The following is a 19,471-nucleotide window of genomic DNA, read 5'->3' as shown; positions in this document are numbered from 1 at the left end:
GATTGACGGCGATTGCACGGATGCGCTTTACTCATGGCATGCACATCCACTTCGGGCTCCATGCCGGACACCGCCCCTGTCTGCCGTCAACGGCACCTGCGATGTCCGCATATTGTTGAACTATCACACTCGGCTCCCTCTGTTCCATCCCACTTGCCCGAAGGACCTCTTCCATGACGGACCGTCTCTCCGCCTCCGCACGTCTGACTCAGCGCCGCCTCGACCGCCGTTCGGTACTCAGCCTCGGTCTCGGTTTCGGCGCTCTGCTCACCCTCAGCGCCTGCACACCCCACGATTCCGGTTCGCTGGCAGAGGGCGAACCCGTCCGCGGCGGAGTGCTCACCTACTTCGAACCCCAGACCTGGACCCTGCTCTACCCGCCGTCGGTCGGCTTCTACCCCAACGGCGGGATCATGAACAACATCTCCGCGCGCCTGCTGTGGCAGGATCCGAAGACACTCGAGCTCTATCCGTGGTTGGCGACCGAACTGCCGGAGACGAACGCCGATGCCACGACCTACACATTCACCATCCGTGAAGGCGTGACCTATTCGGACGGTTCACCGCTGACACCTGAGAATGTGGCGAAGAACTTCGACCTGTTCGGTCTCGGCGACGAAGCACGCACGCTGCCGGTGTCCGAGCAGATCTCGAACTACGAGCGCAGCGAAGTCCTCGACGAGCATCGGGTTCGGTTCCACTTCTCCGCCCCCTCCCCCGGTTTCGCGCAGGCGACGTCGACGATGAACGCAGGACTGCTCGCCGATTCCACTCTCGACCTCGACGCCGAAGGCTTCGGCCCGGGCGGAGCCACGCAGATCCACACCTGCGGGCCCTTCCACATCACGGCCGAGACCATCGGCACGAAGCTCTCCGTCCGTGCCCGCGAAGACTACGACTGGGCTCCCCCTCATCTGAATCACCAGGGCCGAGCCCACCTCGACGGCATCGACTATCTGACCAACAACGAATACTCCGTGCGCATCGGAGCCGTGCTCTCCGGACAGGCAGACGGTGTCCGCGACGTCCAGGCTCCGGACGAGTCCCGTGTGACCGAGCAGGGGCTGCGCCTCTATGCGAAGGCGACGAACGGGATCAACAACAGCATCAACTTCCGGTTCCGCCACGACCTGCTTGCCGATATCGACGTCCGGCGAGCGCTCATCGCTGCCATCGATCGCCAGGAGATCGTCGACAAGCTCTTCACCCCGAACTACCCGCTGGCCACCGGTCTCCTGGCCAAGGGCGCTATGGGGTATGTCGACCAGTCGGGGTCGTGGGACTTCGACCCGGACAAGGCGAATCGCCTCCTCGATCAGGCCGGGTGGAGTGAGCGCAATGGGCAGGGCTACCGTGTCAAAGACGGGCAGCCGTTGGCGCTGACGGTGAATATCGCTCTGCCGCAGCCGCGGTCGAACGAGGTCCAGACCCTCATCCAACAGCAGCTGCGCCGTGTGGGCGTGCGTCTGTCGATCAATCCCGGCGACCAATCGAAGCAGACCCTCGACGCCCTCGAACTCGACACCGTGCAGATCTACCACTCCATGGTCGCCCGCGCCGACTTCGACAACCTGCGCTCGAACTACTCGTCTGTCAACCGCGATGTCTTCCTCAACGGAGCCGGCCGCCTCGACGCCGACGACGATTCGGTCGATGCGAAGGTCGACGAACTCCTCGAGACTCTGGCGTCCGAACCGAGCCAGGAGAAGCGCCAGCAGGCCGCCGAGGCGGTCCAGAACTACCTCGTCGACCAGGCCTTTGTGCTGCCGTTCTTCGAAGAGCCGCAGGTCTTCGCCTTCCGCCGCCGCGTCCACGGCTTCGCCACCGAACCCGTGGGACGGCCCGACTTCTACAGCACCTGGCTGGCAGGAGAGAAATGATCCTCGACACCCGTTACCTCTTCCTGCGCCTGGGCCAAGCGATCCTCGTGCTGCTGCTCGCATTCACCGCCGCGTTCATCCTGCTCAGCCTCATCCCCGGCGACGGCGTCACCGCCCGCTTCGCCGATCCGGCGCTGGGTCTGTCCAATGACCAGATCGCTGAGATCCGTGAGGCCACCGGCGCCGACGACTCCTGGTGGTCGCGTTACGTCCTCAGCCTCACCGGGTTCCTCACCGGCGACTTCGGCTATTCGGTCCAGACCGGTGCGGCCGTGTCGACGATCATCGCTGCGGCTCTGCCGTCGACCGCAGTCCTCGCGGCCTCCGGGTTCGTCACCGCCCTCGTCCTCGCCGTGATCATCGCCGTCTTCGCCACCTTCGGACCGTCCACCGGGCCGACGGCTCGGGTGCGCCGGGTCCTCGACTCGGTGCCCAGTCTCTTCATCTCGATCCCGGTGTTCTGGCTCGGAATCCTGCTCATCCAGGTCTTCTCCTTCCAGCTCGGCGTCGTCTCCGTCGTCGATCCCGGCCCCGCCGAGGCGCTCGTGCTGCCGACCCTGACCGTGGCGGTTCCGCTCTCGGCCCCGATCGCCCAGGTGCTCATCCGCTCCATCACCGAGGTGCAGGCTTCCGGCTTCGTCAAGGTCACCACTGCGAAGGGCGCCTCCGAACTGTGGATCCTCATCCACACCGTCGCCCGCAATGCGGTGCTGCCGGGGCTGACGATCATCGGCCTCGTCTTCGGCGAACTCGTCGCCGGCGCCGTGGTCACCGAGACCGTGTTCGGCCGCAACGGCATCGGACTCATCACCGCCCAAGCAGTCACCCACCGGGACAATCCGATCCTGCTGGCCGTCGTGGTCATCGCCACCTTCGGCTACGTCATCATCAACCTCGCAGTCGACCTCCTCTACCCCGTCATCGACGTCCGGCTGCGCACGAAACGCAGCTCCGCCTCGGCGGGCAGGGCCCTGCGCAGCCACGACGAACCGACACGTCGCGCTCTCACGGCATCCGCTGCCAGCGTCGGCGTCGACCTCGACTGGGATGACGAGACGAAGGAGAAGAACTCATGAGCATCGTCTTCACCCGCGGCCAGGGCACCGAGACCCGGCGCGCACGCGGCGGCCGGGCACGCGCCGCGCTCTCCCCGGCGACCATCGTCTCCGCTCTGGTTCTGCTCATCGCCGTCGCCTGGGCGCTGGCTCCCGAGCTCTTCACCCACTTCGACCCCAACGACGGCGGAGACACCCCTGCCCTGCTGGCACCGAGTCTCGAGCATTGGTTCGGCACCGACCAGACCGGCAGGGATGCCTTCACCCGAGTCGTCTACGGCGCCTCCCAGTCCCTGTTGGCCGCGCTCGTGGCCGTCGGGGTCGGGCTGATCGTCGGCACCACGATCGGGCTCATCGCCGGCACCCGGCGCGGGCTCGTCGACGATGTGCTCATGCGCCTGATCGATGTGCTGCTGTCCATCCCCGCGATCCTGCTCAGCCTTTCGATCGTCGTGGTCCTCGGTTTCGGCACGATCAACGCGGCCATCGCCGTCGGCGTCACCGCCATCGCCCAGTTTGCGCGTCTCGCCAGGTCACAGGCGGTGCAGATCAATACGAGCGACTTCGTGGCCTCGGCCTACGGTTCCGGCGGCACCTTCTTCTCCGTCCTCACTCGCCATATCCTCCCGAATTCGATCTCTCCCGTGCTCTCGCTGGCGGTGCTGCAGGTCGGTTCGGCGATCCTCCAGATCTCCACGCTCGGGTTCCTCGGCTATGGCACCCCGCCGCCCACCCCGGAATGGGGGCTCATCATCGCCGAGGGCCGCAATTTCGTCGCCACCGCCTGGTGGCTGACAGTGCTGCCAGGCCTCGTGGTCATGGCCATCGTGCTCGCCACCCACCAGATCGGCAACACCCTGCGAAAGGTGACATCATGACCGACTCCTCACTGCTGCGCATCGACGGCCTGTCCGTCGACTACTCCCACCGAGGCGGCTCCGCGGCACCGGCCGTGAGCGAGCTCGATCTCGCGGTCCGTCCCGGTTCGATGACCGCCGTGGTCGGGGAATCCGGTTCGGGGAAATCGACGACGGCGAACGCCGTCATCGGTCTCCTTCCCTCCTCGGCCACGGTCGCGGCCGGGCGGATCCGCCTCGGCGAGGTTGATCTGCTCAGCCTGGGCACCTCCGGTTGGCGCGGTGTGCGCGGATCTCAGATCGGCTACGTCCCACAGGATCCGGGGTCCTCGCTCAATCCGCTGCAGACGGTCGGCAAGTCCGTCGCCGAGGCGCTGCGCATCCACCGTCGCGCGGGCCGCGCCGAGGCTCGCGCCCAGGTCGTCGAGCTGCTGGACCGGGTCGGCATCGACCAGCCGGAGAAACGGGCCGACCAGTTCCCGCATGAGCTCTCCGGTGGAATGCGGCAGCGTGTGCTCATCGCCGCTGCCATCGCGCTGCGCCCGCGCCTGCTCATCGCCGACGAACCCACCTCCGCCCTCGACGTCACCGTCCAGAAGCAGGTCCTCGACCTCCTCGACGAACTGCGCGCCGAGACCGGGATGGGCATCCTCTTCATCACCCACGATCTCGCCGTCGCCGGCGAACGCGCCGACGAGGTCGTGGTCATGCAGGGCGGACGCATCGTCGAATCGGGGCCGGCCGGACGGGTCTTCTCCGACCCGGCCACCGATTACACCTCCCGCCTCATCGCCGATGCTCCCGCACTGCAGACAAAGGCGCGAACTGCCCGCGCCGGGGCGACCAGGGAGTCCACGGACCCGTTCGTCTCCGTCGAATCGCTCACCCATGTCTTCGACCGTACGGATGATCGGATCACCGGCATCGAGGGTGTGGACTTCACCGTGGCGCGCGGGACCACGCACGGTCTCGTCGGCGAGTCCGGCTCGGGCAAGACCACCACGGGCAAGGCGCTGACCGGGTTCCTCACCCCGCAGTCCGGGCATGTGCGCATCGGTGACTTCGATGCTGCGGAGCTCGGACGCGGTCGTCCCTCACGGCAGCGGCTGCGGGAGTTCCGGCGCACCGTGCAGCTCGTCCACCAGAACCCGTTCTCCGCTCTCGATCCCAAGCATTCGATCCGGTCGACCCTGACGGAGCCTCTGCGCAACTTCCGCCTCGGCGATCGCGCCTCCCGCCCGCGGCTCGTTGCCGAAGCGATGGACCGGGTGGCGCTGCCTGCCGACTTCCTCGGTCGGCGTCCCGCCGAACTCTCCGGCGGTCAGCTGCAGCGAGTGGCGATCGCCCGCGCTCTCATCGTCGAACCCGAACTCGTCGTCTTCGACGAGGCTGTCTCGGCTCTCGACGTGACCGTGCAGGCGCAGATCCTCACACTGCTCGACGAGCTGCAGAGGGAGCTCGGTCTGACCTACGTCTTCATCACCCATGATCTCGCCGTCGTCCGCCAAATCGCTGATACGGTGTCCGTGATGTCCCACGGACACCTCGTCGACGACGGCGCGACCGAAGAGATCTTCACTCGCCCACGCTCCGCCTATACCCGCACTCTGCTCGAGGCGATCCCCCGTCCCGCGACGCTGTCGGTCGCCGCAGCACCTGCGAACAATCGACCGGCAACCCCGACCCTGCTCACCGCAGCAGCAGAAAGCTGAGAACCATGACCCCGCAACCCACCGACGCTCAGGCGACCGACACTCAGGTAACCGGACCGAAGCTCGGATTCTTCACCCGCCTGCTCGAAGACGCCCCCGCCGCAGACCGCTATCGCTTCGCCCTCGAACAGATCGAGGCGGCCGAGGACTTCGGCTTCCATTCGGCCTGGGTCGCCCAACATCACTTCTCCGCGGCAGAGGGCGGGCTGCCGTCCCCACTCGTCTTCCTTTCCCACGCCGCTGCCCGCACCACCCGAATCTCTCTGGGCACCGCGATCATCACCCTGCCGATGGAGAATGCCGTGCGCGTGGCCGAAGACGCCGCCGTCCTCGACGAGCTCTCCGGCGGTCGCCTCGAGATCGGTCTGGGCTCGGGCGGGAACCCGAAGTCGTTCCCCGCCTTCGGCACGAGCTTCGATGAGCGTCGTGAGGTCTTCGCCGACAACCTCGCGACCCTGCGCACACTGTTCTCAGGCGACCGGCTGCCCACCGACCACGGTCTCTACCCTGCCCCTGACGGGCACCGTCCGAGCCTCGAGCGACGACTGTGGCAGGCGACGTTCTCCGCCGGCGGAGCCGGTGCGGCAGGCGCTGCCGGTGACGGTCTCATGCTCTCGCGGACTCAGCCGCGTCCCCAGGACAATCCGGCAGCACGCCTCGACGAGGTGCAGCTGCCGGTCATCGATACCTATCTCTCCCAGCTGCCCGAGGGGGCCGAACCGCGTATCCTCGCCTCCCGCACCGCCGTGGTCGCCGACGCCGAGGATCTGCCCCGGCTGCGCGAGATCACCGAACCGGCGCTGAGGGCCGAGGCCGACCGCCTCGTCGGCTATGACACCTCCGGACTGAGCCTCGATGAGCTCATCATCGCCACCGACACCTACCTCGGCACGCCCGAGCAGGTGAGCGAACGTCTGCAGCATGACCGCGTCCTCGATCGGGCCACCGACGTCAGCTTCCAGGTGCACTCGGTTCCGGCGACGAATGAGACCGCTCTGCGGTCCATCGAACTGCTGGCCACCGAGGTGGCACCCGCCCTCGGGTTCTCCGTGGCCAAGGAGAAGGTGCACTGAGATGGCAGATATCATCAACCTCCTCGCCGGAATCGCGGCGAACGATCCTGTCGATGAGCTGCGCGGCCACCGGGCGCAGGCGAAGGAGAACGCGCAGCTGAGTTTCGAAGCTCTGCTCGAACCCGCTGATCAGAAGAGCGTGAGCTTCCGCGACCGTTATGCGGTAGCCGCGTTCACCGCGGGTCTGCTCGGTTCCGCGCGGGCCGAGGAGTTCTACCGTGATCTCCTGCGTGACGAAGACGAGTCCGTGTCCTGGGCGGTCGCCGAACTCCTCGACGAGGCGACTGCGCCAGCCGGCACAGCTGGTCCCTACGGAATCTTCGAATCCGCGGCGTTGGCCGAAGAGAACGTTCCCGGGCCGTGGCTGGCTGCCGCCGATGCGACGGCGGCGAGACTCGGTGAGAAGCTGACGGCAGGACTCGAATTCGCTCATCTTCTCGTCCTCCATCCGCGCGACAGCCGCCCGGGTCACCTCGCGCTTCTGCTCGAGGCGGGATGGGACGAGGACGGCATCGTCACTCTCGCTCAGCTCGTGTCGTTCCTCAACTTCCAGATCCGCATCAGCACCGGACTCGCCGCGCTCACCGATGCGGCCTCCGCGACTCAATCCCCGGCCGACGCCGCCCCGTCCTCACACGATGCCGAGGACAGCTCCGCCTCGGCGAGGGTGGACGAAGCGCTGCGGGCCGTCGAGGATCGGGTGAAGACGTATCCGAATCTCCACCGTCCCGAACTGTTCCAGCAGGGCGGGCTCGGCTGGGTGCCGTGGATCGCGCCCGTCGCCGAAGCGGACCTCAGCGATGAACAGCGGGATGCCCTCATCGAGGCGGGCCGGGCGAAGAATCCGTACTTCCGGCTGCTGGCGAGGGATCCTGCCGCACTCAAGGCACGGACCCTGACCGACTTCGACATCTTCTTCAACACCACCGACGGGCTCGGGCGGGCCGAACGCGAACTCGCTGCGACCGCGGCCTCGCGGCTCAACGGGTGCCTGTTCTGTGCGTCGGTCCACGCCGATCGGGCCACCGAGGAATCCGGGCGTCGGGACGTCGTCCAGCGCCTCCTCGACGAGGGAATCGGCACGAAGAGCCACCTCGGTGATCAGGTGTGGGATGCCGTCGTCGATGCCTCGGTGGCACTGACGCTGACCCCGCAGGCGTTCGGCGTCGCACACGTCGAGCAGCTGCGTGCGGCGGGTCTGGGCGACGGCGACATCATCGACGCACTCAGCTGTGCCGCCTTCTTCAATTGGGCGAACCGACTGATGCTCTCCCTCGGCGAACCCGAGGTGCTGAAGCAGGCGGGATACTCCAGCTCAGCCGACGTCCATGAGCGTCGAGCGGATGATGAAGCGGTTTCCCGTCGGTGATTCGACGCTGAAGCCGCTCCCCCTGCCCGGCACCACATCGATCGTCAGATGCGTGTGCTTCCAGTACTCGAACTGCTCCGTCGACATCCAGAAGTCCAGTCCGGCCTTCTCGGCATCGTCGATGGGCAGTTCGAAGTGGCCGAGCAGCACATCGGCTTCCGAGGTGAGGAAGTCGCCTTCGGGGAAGCACATGGGCGACGAGCCGTCACAGCAGCCACCGGACTGGTGGAACATGAGCTGTCCGTGTTTGTCGACGAGGCCGGCGAGCAGGTCGATGGCGGCCTGAGTCATCGCCACCCGCGACTTCTCTTCGCCCTCGATCGTCGGTGTCGATTCGAGAGCGGCTGTTTCGGCTGTTTCACTCATCAGAAGAATCCTTGTGCATTTTCGGAGTAGCTGACCAGCAGGTTCTTCATCTGCTGGTAGTGGTCGAGCATCATCTTGTGGTTCTCACGTCCGATGCCCGAGGACTTGTATCCGCCGAACGCGGCGTGGGCCGGGTAGGCGTGGTAGTTGTTCACCCAGACACGGCCGGCTTGGATGTCGCGTCCGGCTCGGTAGGCGGTGTTGCCGGTGCGGGCCCAGACGCCGGCACCGAGGCCGTAGAGCGTGTCATTGGCTGTGGCGATCGCGTCGTCGTAGTCGGAGAACGAGGTCAGGGCCACGACGGGTCCGAAGATCTCCTCCTGGAAGATGCGCATCTTGTTCGTGCCCTTGAAGATCGTCGGCTGGATGTAGAAGCCGCCGGCAAGGTCACCGTCGAGTTCGGCTCTGTCGCCGCCGATGAGCACCTCGGCGCCTTCATCCTTGCCGATCTTCAGATAGGACATGATCTTCTCGAACTGGTCGTTCGAGGCCTGTGCGCCGACTTGGGTGTCGGTGTCGAGCGGGTTGCCCTGTTTGATGGAGCGGACGCGTTCGACGCCGGCGGCGACGAAGTCGTCGAAGATCGAGTCCTGGACGAGTGCACGCGACGGGCAGGTGCAGACCTCGCCCTGGTTGAGAGCGAACATCGCGAAGCCTTCGAGCGCCTTGTCTCTGAAGCCGTCGTCGGCGGCCATGACGTCGTCGAAGAAGATGTTCGGTGACTTGCCGCCGAGCTCCAGAGTCACCGGGATGATGTTCTGCGAGGCGTACTGCATGATCAGGCGGCCGGTCGTCGTCTCACCGGTGAAGGCGATCTTGCGGATGCGTTTGTTCGACGCCAGCGGTTTGCCGGCTTCGACGCCGAATCCGTTGATGATGTTGAGGACGCCGGGAGGCAGCAGGTCGCCGATGAGTTCGGCGAGGACGAGGATCGAAGCCGGGGTCTGCTCGGCCGGTTTGAGGACGACGCAGTTGCCCGCGGCGAGCGCCGGTGCGAGCTTCCACGTGGCCATGAGCAGGGGGAAGTTCCAGGGAATGATCTGTCCGACCACACCGAGGGGCTCATGGAAGTGGTAGGCGACGGTGTCGTCGTCGATCTGCGAGATGCCGCCTTCCTGCGCCCGGATGGCCGAAGCGAAGTAGCGGAAATGGTCGACGGCCAACGGGAGGTCTGCTGCCAGCGGTTCACGGATTCCCTTGCCGTTGTCCCAGGTTTCGGCGACGGCGAGCATTTCGAGGTTGGATTCGATGCGGTCGGCGATCTTGAGCAGAATGTTCGACCGTTCGGCGACCGAGGTCTTGCCCCAGGCCGGGGCCGCTGCCCATGCTGCATCGAGTGCGGTCTCGACATCATCGGCGGTGGAGCTGGGGATCTCGGTGAAGACCTGACCGGTGACGGGGGTGATGTTCTCGAAGTAGTTGCCGTCCTTCGGCGGCACCCACTCTCCTCCGATGAAGTTCTCGTAGCGCGGTTTGAATGTGACAAGCGCGCCGTCGGTACCGGGTGCTGAGTAGACTGCCATGACACTCCTTCGTGTGCGTCCGTCCGTTCGCGCCTTCGGGTGTTCAGCGGGGTCGTGATCGACTGGGCGACGCGGACGTGTCCGTGTCCTCTCACCTTAGGCTGGACTGAGGATACGGACAATAGCCTGCACGATTTCGAAGTGAAGTTGAGCGTATGGCTCCCCGGATGACGGGCCGTTCTGGTCAGTGCCGAGAGTTTTTCGCCGGAGGAATTCGAGTGACGCCTCGGCGTTCGGTCGGAATGTCGTCAAAGCAATGGACGATGGTCGCCTTCGTGCCCGCTCCATGGGGTTGCAGAGTGAGCGTGGGGCTGCAGAGAGAGCACAGACTCACAGGGGTGGTCGCTGCGGTGCTCCTCGTAGGGGCTGTCGACGCCTGATCCGGCCTCTCATTCGAGCGTCCCTCCCGAGATGATCGAACCGTTCGACGGCAAGACGCCTCTGAACGCGATGCGCGCAGCCACGGCGTCATCGATGTCGACACGGTCGGTCGCTTGGACGTGGAGGTGCGGTTCCGTGCTGTTTCCGGAGTTTCCACACCGGCCGATCTCGTCTCCGATCTCAATGTGCTGTCCTGCCCGAACTCGTGAGCTGAGATGCTGGAGATGGCAGAGCGCGACCACACCGCCGACACATCTGATCATGACGTGGTTGCCGGCGAGTGCGAGCCAGGCCGACCGGACACGGCGGGCCTGTGTCAGCGAGTATCCGATCGAAGGAACACCGCGGTAGGAAAGATGATCACGCTCAGTGTCGTGGGAGGCCGCGACAGTTCCTGCGACCGGAGAGAGCACCGGACAGCCGAAGCCGACGAAGTTCGCCGGGGATTCCGGACGGAGGAGGGGAACCGACGGCGAAGGGCGCCGAACTCCCAGAGCCGTCGACCGGAACGAAGCCAGTCCCCTGTGCATGACGATCCTGCTGACGCCTCTCCCAATCACTGGCCTCCTGCACGGTGGCGTTTCCTGGCAGTGAACTCGTCTGCGGCACATATGGATCGGTCGACAGTTGCCCGGCCATGGCGGCATCACGCGCTTCCACTGCTCGCAGCAGTACATGCCCAAAAGCCGGTGGTTCCGCGGGCCAGGGCGGCAGAGTCATCCGCCTTCGGTGATGGGAACTTCGGTAGCCTTCGGGAACAGAAGGTTGTAGGTGAGGCCGGCGACGGCCGCTCCGGCAAGCGGCGCGAGGAAGAACACCCACACTTGGCCGAGCGCATCCCCGCCAGCGAACACCGCGACTCCGAAGGACCGCGCCGGATTGACCGAGGTGTTCGAGATCGGAATGGCGACGAGGTGAATGAGCGTGAGCGAGAGGCCGATCGCCAGCGGAGCCATTCCAACCGGAGCTCGGTCATCGGTCGCCCCGAGGATGACGTAGAGGAAGACGGCGGTGAGGATGAACTCGGCGATGAGGACGCTGACCAGAGAGAACCCGTTCGGGGAGAACTCTCCGTAGCCGTTCGTAGCCAGTCCGTCCTCCGCCAGCGAATAGTCGGGATTGCCCGAGGCGATGAGCAGCACGATTCCACCAGCGACGATGCCGGCCACCAATTGGGTGATCCAGTAAGGAACGGCGTCTTTGGGCGGTGTCCGGCCCGCGAGCACGCAGCCCAAGGTCACCGCGGGATTGAAATGGCCGCCGGAGACGTGCCCGACGGCGGAGGCCATGACGACGACGGTGAGTCCGAAGGCCAGGGCAACTCCGAGGAATCCGATTCCCATGTTGATCCCGTCATCGCCGACCACTTTCGCCGCGAATACAGCCGCACCGCAGCCACCGAAGACGAGAACGAATGTGCCGAGGAATTCAGCGAAGAGCTTGGAGAGAAGTGACGGTTTCTGCTGGACAGCCATGACGAGTCATCCTATCTGTGATGCACACCATATTCTATGCTGATTCCCATACTACAACCATGTCTCAGCGATTGAGCTCAAGTTGCGCTGTTTTTCTCCTGCTGTTCTTCCTGGACTGATGGGTCGGCGCCCTGTCGGAGCGGCATGATCATGATCAGGCACGGTGTGGACTCACCCCACAGGTCGGTCTCCTCCACCGGCAGGAAGCCCATCTTCTGGTAGAAGCAGCGGGTGCGTGCATAATGCGGGTCGCTGTGCGAAGGGCCGAGGGTCTTCACCTCAAGTAGCCTTGTTCCACGCTCGCGAAGGTCAGCCCTCACTGCCTCGACCATCGCGGACCCGATTCCCCCGCCATGGACTTCCCGGTCGACGACCGCCAGGTGGATCTCACTGCTCTGCGGGAAATGATGGGCCACCAGGGTGACCCCGACGACCCGCCCCTTCGCATCGCGCACAGTCCAGGTCTCCATGGTCCGCGCGTCGGCAATGTATTCAGCGTTCGACTCCGGCCGCCCGAACCATTCGGGCACGGTTGCCAGCAGCCGTTCCACCTCCTCGGGGACCGGCTCATCGCGGCGTGCCATCCATGCAGTCTCAACCATGAGTTCCACCTCGATCCCGCGACAGTGCTTCACTGTCCCGTTGCTAGACTCGCCACCATGAGCGAACCCGAGTCTCCCGTTCTCCGTCTGATCCCGTATCTCGCGGCGATCACCGCGGCCGTATTCATCACGCTGCCCCGCCTCGGCGACGGGAACCTGCTCATCACCCTGCTCTACGGTGCCGTCGCCTATTTCGGCGCATACTACATCGTCAAGCTCATCATCCACGTCATCATCACCCGCTTCGACGCCGGTGACGGCGAGCAACAGCCCTGACGACCGAGGCCAGCCCTACTTCTTCGCCTGCGCCGGGACAACGACCTTGCGGATGATGATGAGCGCCGAGGCGGCCACCGGCACCGCGACCACCGCACCGAGCACACCGCCGAGGGTTCCGCCGGCGATCGCGGCGATGATGACGAGTGCACCGGGCACGTCGACGGCCTTGTTCATGATGCGCGGGCTGAGCAGATACGCCTCGACCTGCATGTACACGAGGTAGTAGATTCCGGCTGTGATGCCCAGCCCCGGCGAAACCATCAGGCAGGAAGCGGTGATGATGATCGCCCCGGTGATCGGGCCGACCAGGGGAATGAGCGAGGCGAGGAACGCCACGAACGCCAACAGCGCCGGCAGCGGGGCGCCGATGATGGTGAGGAAGATCGCCGAGCATACGCCGTTGATGACACCCAGCGACACCTGACCGAGGACGTAGCGTCCGATGGATCGAGTGACCTCCTCGGTGACGGACTCGACCGTCGGCCGCGATGAGGCCGCGACCAGGGAGAACATCGCGGATTTGGTCGTCGGCATGGACACGGCGAAGTAGATGGTGAGGATGACGACGATGATCACGCCGGTGAGGAAGCTGAGGATTCCCGCCCCGATCGACACGACGCCGCCGCCGAGGGAGAGCACATTCTTCGGATCCGAGGCCCACTCCGAGATGTTGGCGAACACCGCATTGATGTCGATCGCGCCGGTGAATTGCTCCTCGAGCTCCGTCACCCACCCGGTCGTGGCAAGGTTCGCCACGATCCCGGGCAGATCCGCGACGAACGTCTGGATCTGACTGATCACGGCCGGCGCGATGAGCAGTGCGACACCGACGACGATGAGGATGAAGGCCACGACGACGATGAGCACCGACAGCGACCGCGGAACTTTGCGGTCGACGAGCCACTGCACGATCGGCTCGAGCCCGAGAGCGAGGAACAGCGCCAGACCGATATAGATGATCACGGTCGCCGAGGACTGCAACGCCGTCATCACCACGATCGCCAACCCGACGCCCAGGGCGCCGGTGAAACCGAGCCGGAACGCGCTGTTGAGTGTGAGGGACTTGCCCTGCCCAGTGCCCATGGAACCCAGTGTAACCAGCGATCATGCACTGGTCGGTCGACTCACGTTAGGATCGGAGCGAACCCCCAACCGTTTGAGAAAGTGAATCGTCGAGAATGAGCGCAGATCCGAACAGCATCGATGTCTGGGAAGCGTTCCTCGACCCGCAGACCGACTATTCGCTGCCCGACTTCGCCGCAGTCACCCCGGAGACGCTGCTGACAGCGGTTCACACGGCCACAGATTTCGCCCGCGCCGAGGTGGCTGCGATCGTCGCCGACGGCGCCGAGTCCACGTTCTTCTCCACCACGGTGAGATTCGAATCCGCGTCCGTGCCGATGACCCGAATCGCCTCCGTGGCAGCAGCCATCGAGTCGAATCACCTGCGTCCCGAACTCACCGACGCCATCTCCGAGACCTGGGAGCTCCTGTCGGCCACCGAAACCGAGATCCTGCTGAACGTCGACCTCTTCCACCGCATCGAACAGGTCTCGGTCTCCGACCTCAACCCCGAGGACAAGCGTCAGCAGGAACTGACCATCGATCAGTTCGTGCGAGCGGGAGCCCGCCTCGGCGAGGACGAACGCGAGCAGATGGCCACGATCGCGGCCGAACTGACCACTTTGGAGAACTCCTTCTCCCGTGCGCTGCAGCTCGATACGCGCGAATTGGCCGTCCACCTCAGCGAGGCCGATTCCCTGGCCGGGATGAACGACGATCAGATCGCGGCAGCGGCGAATCGTGCCGCCGAGCGCGGCGTCGACGGCTACCTGCTGCCGCTGAACAACTTCACCCAACAGGGCGTGCTCGAATCCCTGAGCACAGCACAGACCCGCCGCCATGTGCTGAACAACTCGATGGCCCGTGGATCCCGCGGCGGCGACGGCGACACTCGCACCCAGGTTGCTGACACCACGGCGCTGCGTGCGTTGAAGGCGCATCTGCTCGGATACCCTTCCTATTCGTCCTTCGCCATCGACAACCAGACGGCCGGCAACCCCGATGCCGCTGCCGATATCGTCTCCTCCCTGATCAATCCCGCGAATGCCCAACTCGATGAGGAACTTGCGCAGGTCAAGGAGCGCTACGGCCTCGAGACGGTCGCGTCCGAAGACGTCAAGTACTACCTTGCGAAGTTCCGCGCCGACGAATTCGGCATCGACCCCGACGAGGTGGCCAAGTACTTCGAATTCGACACCGTCCTCACCGAAGGCGTCTTCCGGGCCGCCACCGGACTGTACGGAATCACCTTCGCCCCGTACGAGGGTGTCACCGCCTGGCACGAGGATGTCCGCGTCTATGAGGTCACCGACGTCAACGAGCGTCCCTTGGGCCTCGTGCTCATCGACCCGTATTCCAGGGATACGAAGCGCGGCGGAGCCTGGATGGACCAGCTGGTTCCGGCCTCCAGGCTGACCGGACTGCTGCCGGTCGTCACCCTCTCGCTCAACCTCGCCAAGCCCGGCCCTGGCCGGCCCACTCTGCTCAATCCGACCGAGCTGACGACGTTCTTCCACGAATTCGGCCACGTCCTCCACGGGCTCTTCGCGAACTCCACCTACCCGTCGACGGCCGGCACCGCCGTCCCCCGCGACTACGTTGAATTCCCGTCCCAGCTCAACGAGATGTGGCGCTTCCACCCGCAGGTCCTCCCCCACTTCGCCAAGCAGGTCGACACGGGCGAGCCGATGCCGGCCGCGCTCGTCGACGCACTCATCGCCTCAGAGAAGTTCGGGCAGGGCTTCGACACGATCGAATACCTCGCCGCTGCCATGCTCGACCTGTCTTGGCATTCGCTCGAGGCCGGAGAGCACATCACCGAAGTCCTGTCCTTCGAATCGGAGGTGCTCGCCGCGGCCGGCTTCTCGCCGCTCGTTCCGCCGCGCTACCGGTCGACCTACTTCGGGCACATCTTCGCCTCCGGGTATGCGGCCGGCTACTACTCCTACCTCTACTCCGAAGTCATCGCCGCTTGGGTGAGCGAATGGTTCGAGTCCCAGGGCGGACTCAACCGGGAAGCCGGAGATGCCTTCCGCGAGGCGATCCTTGCCCCCGGCTATTCGGTCGACCCGATGGCGGCGATCGAACGCTTCTTCGGCACCCGTCCGGATGTCGCCCCGCTGCTGCGCCGTCGCGGCCTCGCGGAACCCGTGACCGAGGTCGACGGAGAGGACGAGGAGGCAACGACCGAGACCGAGTCCGGAGCCGCCTCGGCGAGGTGGGACCACCCCAACCACGAGGCGGTCGCCGCCGATCTTTCGGCTGCGGGCATCGATCCGCGCATCGAGATCTTCGACGGCTCGACGCCGACGGCAACCGCAGCGGCTGAAGCTCTGGGCATCGAGGTCGGGGCGATCGCGAACAGCCTCATCTTCTCCTCGGGCGGCGACCCCGTGCTCATCATGGCCTCGGGCGCCCACCGGGTCGACACCGCGCATGTCGCCGAACTCATCGGCGTCGATTCTCTCGACCGGGCGTCGAAGGAACTCGTGCGCGAGGCCACGGGGCAGGTCATCGGCGGGGTCGCTCCCTGTGGGCACCCGGGGCAGATTCCCACCTATGTCGATGTGTCGCTGAAGGACTATCCTGTTCTCTGGGCCGGCGCGGGGACACCGAATTCGATGGTGCCCCTGACGTATGAGCAGCTGCTCACGGTCACCGGAGGGAAGGAAATCACCGTTGTCGCAGAAGAGTCCTGAGTCTGGTCGTTCAGAGTCTGAGTCTGGGCAGCCGGATCGCACCACCGATCCGGCGCACACCACCACCTCGGCTGCACGATTCGCAGCATTCGCTTCCTCCCGGGGCCGCTATTATGCGGTCTTCCTCGCCGTGTTCTGCGCGGTGCTCATCGTCTCGAACATCTCGGCCACGAAGGTCATCGGCTTCGGTCCGATCGTCACCGACGGCGGCGCGTTCCTCTTCCCCATCGCGTACATCCTCGGCGATGTGATCAGCGAGGTGTACGGCTTCAAAGCCGCTCGTAAGGCCGTGATCACCGGATTCGCTCTGCAGATCCTGGCCACTTTCGTCTTCTGGCTCGTACTCATCTCGCCTCCGGGGCCCGGTTACGAGAACCAGGACGCCTTCGCCGCCGTGCTCGGCTTCTACCCGCGCATCGTCGCGGCTTCCCTCGTCGGCTACTTCGTCGGCCAGCTGCTCAACTCTTGGGTGCTCGTGGCGGTGAAGAAGCGCATGGGCGAGTCGAAGCTGTGGGTGCGGCTGCTCACGTCGACCGGAGTCGGCGAGTTCGTCGACACGCTGCTGTTCTGCATCATCGCCTTCGCCGGTGTCATCCCGGGGCTCGACTTCCTCAACTACATCATCGTCGGCTTCGTATACAAGGTCGCCGTCGAGATAATCTTCCTGCCTGTGACCTACCGGGTCATCAAGCTCGTCAAACGCCACGAACCCAGCTACGAACTCGACGCGGCTGAAGCTTAGGCCGACCGGACGCACAGTGGCCGGCCCCGTACGGAAAGCGGTTACCGACGAGTGTGATCGAGTTTCGTCCCTGGCCGACATCGACTTCTGATCAGGTCATCGGGGTAGAACTCGATGTGCTGATCAGAAGTCGATGACTGACCGGTACGGGCCGGCAGCGACCGCCGGAAGCACCGCTACTTCTTCGCGTAGTAGCGGCCGAGGACCTCGGTTTCGAGCTCGTCGAAGCGGCCGTCGATCATCGCCTGGCGGATCTCGGCGACAAGCGAGACGACGAAGTGCTCGTTGTGGATGGTGCACAGGGTGGAGAAGAGCATCTCCTTCGCCTTGTACAGGTGCCTCAGGTACGCCCGTGAATAGTTCTGGCACGTGTAGCACGTGCAGTCGGGATCGAGCGGGCCGAAATCGCGGCGGTACTTCGCGCCGGTGAGATTGTACCGGCCGTCGCGGGTGTAGATCGCGGCGTTGCGGGCCACGCGGGAGGGCGAGACGCAGTCGAAGGTGTCCGCGCCGGTCTTGATCGCTTCGAACAGATCGTCGGGTTCGGAGATGCCGAGCAGGTGCCGCGGCTTGTTCTCCGGCAGCTCCTCGCACACCCAGCGGATGATGATGCCGAGGTTCTCCTTCTCCAGTGCACCGCCGATGCCGAAGCCGTCGAAGTCCATCGCGCCCAGGTCGCGGGCGGCCTTGCGCCGCAGATCTTCGTACTGCGCACCCTGCAGAACCCCGAAGAGCGCCTGGTAGGGCCGGTGCGATCGCTCCTCGGTGAGACGGAAGTGCTCTTCGATGCAGCGGATCGCCCACAGCCGGGTACGTTCGAGCGATTCCTCCTGGTAGCCGCGGGTGTTCACCAGCGTGGTGAGCTCATCGAAGGCGAACATGATGTCGGCGCCGAGTTCGTGCTGCACCCGCATCGAGATCTCCGGCGTGAACCGGTGCATCGATCCGTCGAGGTGGGACTTGAACGTGACCCCGTCATCGTCGACGTTCGACAGCCGTTCCTTGCCGACGGCGACGAGTTCGTCGTTCTGCTCCCCCGTCGACTCCATCGAGATGACCTTCTTGAACCCCGAGCCGAGACTCATCACCTGGAATCCGCCGGAGTCGGTGAATGTGGGTCCGGGCCAGTTCATGAATTTCCCCAGCCCGCCGGCCTCGTCGATGAGGTCCGATCCCGGCTGCAGGTAGAGGTGGTACGCGTTCGAAAGCACCGCCTGTCCGCCGAGTTCGGCGACCTCGTCGGGGCGCACGGCCTTGACCGTGGCCTTCGTGCCGACGGGAATGAACGCGGGGGTCTGGATGCCGCCGTGCGGGGTGCGGATGACTCCGGTGCGGCCGCCCGTGTCCATGCGGGTGCCCACCTCGAAACCGAACTGCGATCGGTCGTTGATAGGGGCGGTCTCGGATGCTGCCGGAGTTTCGTCTGTAGTCACCAGACAAGCTTAACTAAGTCCATGACGTTCACCCAGATGCTCACCCACGCCGAGGCGGCCGCCCCCATCGTCATCGACGGCGGGCTGGGCAGTGCCGCCGAGGATCGCGGCATCGACCTCGACCACGCACTGTGGTCGGCCGAGCTCATCCGCCGTGACCCCGACACCCTGCGCGCCGTGCACACCGCCTTCGCGAACGCCGGAGCCCGGATACTCACGACCGCGAGCTACCAGGCGACGCCGCTCGGGTTCGCCGCGGCGGGAATCAGCGGCGAGGAGGGCAGCCGGTTCATCGGCGTCAGCGTGCGCATCGCGCGCGCTGCGGCAGATCGCAGTGCCGCAGCAGGCGCAAGAATCCTCATCGCCGGGTCCGTCGGCCCGTATGGTGCGGCGCTCGGCGACGGCGCCGAGTACACGGGAAGCTATCACCGAAGTCCCGAGGATTACACCGCCTTCCATCGTCCGCGCATCGAAGCCCTCGCCGAGGCGGGTGCGGACCTGCTCGCCATCGAAACCCAACCGCGCCTCGATGAGATCCGCGCACTCATCGCTCTGGCCGAGGACATCGGCCTTCCGGCTTGGGTGACCGTGACTCTACAGGGCACCACGGACACGACTGCCCCGACCATGCCAGACGGCAGCACCATGGCGGAGCTCGCCGAGGCGGTGGCCGCCTCGGCGAGCGTGAATGCGATCGGGGCCAACTGCGTTCGCCCTTCCCTCGTGACCCCGGCGCTGACCGAACTGTCCAAGCACACTGACCTGCCGCTCATCGCCTACCCGAACTCTGGTGAGACCTACGACGCGGACACTCTGACATGGCACGACGGCGCGGAGCCCGGCGTCGGGTCGTGGCCGGTGGCGGAGTGGACCCACCTCGGCGCACGGATCATCGGCGGCTGCTGCCGGGTCCGCCCGGACGACATCGCAGAGCTGTCGGAGTGGACCCGCCGCTGACGCGAT

At 65.4% G+C, this 19,471-nt stretch carries 17 protein-coding genes; 10 read left to right on the top strand and 7 right to left on the bottom strand.

Features of this window, described 5'->3' with window-relative positions:
- Positions 1-173: 173 nt before the first annotated feature.
- The 6 genes from D3I60_RS09865 to D3I60_RS09840 are packed head-to-tail and all read left to right on the top strand — an operon-like array spanning position 174 to position 7,946.
- Entirely contained in the window at positions 174-1,880 is a 1,707-nt protein-coding gene (locus D3I60_RS09865; protein WP_262776001.1) for a TIGR04028 family ABC transporter substrate-binding protein, read from the top strand.
- On the top strand, positions 1,877-2,956 hold the full coding sequence (locus D3I60_RS09860; protein ID WP_262776000.1) for an ABC transporter permease: 1,080 nt from the start codon (positions 1,877-1,879) through the stop codon (positions 2,954-2,956). The genes D3I60_RS09865 and D3I60_RS09860 overlap by 4 nt, the downstream gene beginning before the upstream one ends.
- The gene (locus D3I60_RS09855; RefSeq protein WP_262775998.1) at positions 2,953-3,813 is read left to right on the top strand and encodes an ABC transporter permease; all 861 of its coding nucleotides are present in this window, start codon (positions 2,953-2,955) and stop codon (positions 3,811-3,813) included. The genes D3I60_RS09860 and D3I60_RS09855 overlap by 4 nt, the downstream gene beginning before the upstream one ends.
- Positions 3,810-5,504, top strand: coding sequence for a dipeptide ABC transporter ATP-binding protein (locus D3I60_RS09850; RefSeq protein WP_262775997.1), 1,695 nt, complete (start codon positions 3,810-3,812; stop codon positions 5,502-5,504). Before D3I60_RS09855 ends, D3I60_RS09850 begins: the two co-directional genes overlap by 4 nt.
- A 5-nt stretch (positions 5,505-5,509) precedes the next feature.
- Positions 5,510-6,577, top strand: a complete 1,068-nt coding sequence (locus D3I60_RS09845; protein WP_262775996.1) for a putative FMN-dependent luciferase-like monooxygenase — start codon at positions 5,510-5,512, stop codon at positions 6,575-6,577.
- A gap of 1 nt (position 6,578) precedes the next feature.
- Positions 6,579-7,946: an alkylhydroperoxidase domain protein gene (locus tag D3I60_RS09840; protein WP_262775994.1), complete on the top strand. Its 1,368-nt coding sequence runs from the start codon at positions 6,579-6,581 to the stop codon at positions 7,944-7,946.
- Here the strand turns inward: D3I60_RS09840 and D3I60_RS09835 are convergent.
- From D3I60_RS09835 to D3I60_RS09815, 5 genes are all read right to left on the bottom strand, one after another.
- Positions 7,893-8,312 (bottom strand): DUF779 domain-containing protein, encoded by a 420-nt coding sequence (locus tag D3I60_RS09835; RefSeq protein ID WP_262775993.1) that lies wholly within the window; start codon positions 8,310-8,312, stop codon positions 7,893-7,895. The two genes, D3I60_RS09840 and D3I60_RS09835, sit on opposite strands and share 54 nt — an antisense overlap.
- Complete coding sequence (gene adh / locus D3I60_RS09830) at positions 8,312-9,835, bottom strand: aldehyde dehydrogenase (RefSeq protein WP_262775992.1); 1,524 nt, start codon at positions 9,833-9,835, stop codon at positions 8,312-8,314. Before adh ends, D3I60_RS09835 begins: the two co-directional genes overlap by 1 nt.
- A gap of 389 nt (positions 9,836-10,224) precedes the next feature.
- A complete protein-coding gene (locus tag D3I60_RS09825) occupies positions 10,225-10,746 on the bottom strand; it encodes a M23 family metallopeptidase (protein WP_262775991.1) in 522 nt (173 codons plus the stop codon).
- A gap of 186 nt (positions 10,747-10,932) precedes the next feature.
- Positions 10,933-11,691 (bottom strand): aquaporin Z, encoded by a 759-nt coding sequence (gene aqpZ, locus D3I60_RS09820; RefSeq protein WP_262775990.1) that lies wholly within the window; start codon positions 11,689-11,691, stop codon positions 10,933-10,935.
- Between the two features lie 77 nt (positions 11,692-11,768).
- Entirely contained in the window at positions 11,769-12,293 is a 525-nt protein-coding gene (locus D3I60_RS09815; RefSeq protein ID WP_262775988.1) for a GNAT family N-acetyltransferase, read from the bottom strand.
- A gap of 57 nt (positions 12,294-12,350) precedes the next feature.
- Between D3I60_RS09815 and D3I60_RS09810 the strand changes: the two genes are divergently transcribed.
- Positions 12,351-12,569 (top strand): hypothetical protein, encoded by a 219-nt coding sequence (locus tag D3I60_RS09810; RefSeq protein WP_262775987.1) that lies wholly within the window; start codon positions 12,351-12,353, stop codon positions 12,567-12,569.
- Between the two features lie 15 nt (positions 12,570-12,584).
- Here D3I60_RS09810 and D3I60_RS09805 read toward each other — a convergent pair whose 3' ends face one another.
- Positions 12,585-13,655, bottom strand: coding sequence for an AI-2E family transporter (locus tag D3I60_RS09805; RefSeq protein WP_262775986.1), 1,071 nt, complete (start codon positions 13,653-13,655; stop codon positions 12,585-12,587).
- Positions 13,656-13,750: 95 nt separating this feature from the next.
- On the opposite strand from D3I60_RS09805, the gene D3I60_RS09800 reads away from it, so the two are divergent.
- Both D3I60_RS09800 and D3I60_RS09795 read left to right on the top strand, forming a co-directional pair.
- Positions 13,751-16,333, top strand: coding sequence for a M3 family metallopeptidase (locus D3I60_RS09800; RefSeq protein WP_262775984.1), 2,583 nt, complete (start codon positions 13,751-13,753; stop codon positions 16,331-16,333).
- Positions 16,314-17,075, top strand: coding sequence for a queuosine precursor transporter (locus D3I60_RS09795; RefSeq protein ID WP_262775983.1), 762 nt, complete (start codon positions 16,314-16,316; stop codon positions 17,073-17,075). The genes D3I60_RS09800 and D3I60_RS09795 overlap by 20 nt, the downstream gene beginning before the upstream one ends.
- A gap of 176 nt (positions 17,076-17,251) precedes the next feature.
- On the opposite strand, the gene tgt is transcribed toward D3I60_RS09795, so the two are convergent.
- Positions 17,252-18,508: a tRNA guanosine(34) transglycosylase Tgt gene (tgt, locus tag D3I60_RS09790; protein WP_262775982.1), complete on the bottom strand. Its 1,257-nt coding sequence runs from the start codon at positions 18,506-18,508 to the stop codon at positions 17,252-17,254.
- A gap of 21 nt (positions 18,509-18,529) precedes the next feature.
- On the opposite strand from tgt, the gene mmuM reads away from it, so the two are divergent.
- A complete protein-coding gene (gene mmuM / locus D3I60_RS09785; RefSeq protein WP_262775980.1) occupies positions 18,530-19,465 on the top strand; it encodes a homocysteine S-methyltransferase in 936 nt (311 codons plus the stop codon).
- Positions 19,466-19,471: the final 6 nt, after the last annotated feature.

The organism is Brevibacterium permense, from assembly GCF_025506275.1.
Classification (GTDB): domain Bacteria; phylum Actinomycetota; class Actinomycetes; order Actinomycetales; family Brevibacteriaceae; genus Brevibacterium; species Brevibacterium permense_A.
The sequence above is the reverse complement of the archived record's forward strand: the minus strand, read 5'-3'. Positions and strand labels throughout refer to the sequence as shown.

What these genes read in the sequence shown, in the direction of transcription:
- D3I60_RS09865 (WP_262776001.1), top strand. Translation starts at nt 174, where the DNA reads ATGACGGACCGTCTCTCCGCCTCCGCACGTCTGACTCAGCGCCGCCTC.
- D3I60_RS09860 (WP_262776000.1), top strand. Translation starts at nt 1,877, where the DNA reads ATGATCCTCGACACCCGTTACCTCTTCCTGCGCCTGGGCCAAGCGATC.
- D3I60_RS09855 (WP_262775998.1), top strand. Translation starts at nt 2,953, where the DNA reads ATGAGCATCGTCTTCACCCGCGGCCAGGGCACCGAGACCCGGCGCGCA.
- D3I60_RS09850 (WP_262775997.1), top strand. Translation starts at nt 3,810, where the DNA reads ATGACCGACTCCTCACTGCTGCGCATCGACGGCCTGTCCGTCGACTAC.
- D3I60_RS09845 (WP_262775996.1), top strand. Translation starts at nt 5,510, where the DNA reads ATGACCCCGCAACCCACCGACGCTCAGGCGACCGACACTCAGGTAACC.
- D3I60_RS09840 (WP_262775994.1), top strand. Translation starts at nt 6,579, where the DNA reads ATGGCAGATATCATCAACCTCCTCGCCGGAATCGCGGCGAACGATCCT.
- D3I60_RS09835 (WP_262775993.1), bottom strand. Translation starts at nt 8,312, where the DNA reads ATGAGTGAAACAGCCGAAACAGCCGCTCTCGAATCGACACCGACGATC.
- adh (WP_262775992.1), bottom strand. Translation starts at nt 9,835, where the DNA reads ATGGCAGTCTACTCAGCACCCGGTACCGACGGCGCGCTTGTCACATTC.
- D3I60_RS09825 (WP_262775991.1), bottom strand. Translation starts at nt 10,746, where the DNA reads ATGCACAGGGGACTGGCTTCGTTCCGGTCGACGGCTCTGGGAGTTCGG.
- aqpZ (WP_262775990.1), bottom strand. Translation starts at nt 11,691, where the DNA reads ATGGCTGTCCAGCAGAAACCGTCACTTCTCTCCAAGCTCTTCGCTGAA.
- D3I60_RS09815 (WP_262775988.1), bottom strand. Translation starts at nt 12,293, where the DNA reads ATGGTTGAGACTGCATGGATGGCACGCCGCGATGAGCCGGTCCCCGAG.
- D3I60_RS09810 (WP_262775987.1), top strand. Translation starts at nt 12,351, where the DNA reads ATGAGCGAACCCGAGTCTCCCGTTCTCCGTCTGATCCCGTATCTCGCG.
- D3I60_RS09805 (WP_262775986.1), bottom strand. Translation starts at nt 13,655, where the DNA reads ATGGGCACTGGGCAGGGCAAGTCCCTCACACTCAACAGCGCGTTCCGG.
- D3I60_RS09800 (WP_262775984.1), top strand. Translation starts at nt 13,751, where the DNA reads ATGAGCGCAGATCCGAACAGCATCGATGTCTGGGAAGCGTTCCTCGAC.
- mmuM (WP_262775980.1), top strand. Translation starts at nt 18,530, where the DNA reads ATGACGTTCACCCAGATGCTCACCCACGCCGAGGCGGCCGCCCCCATC.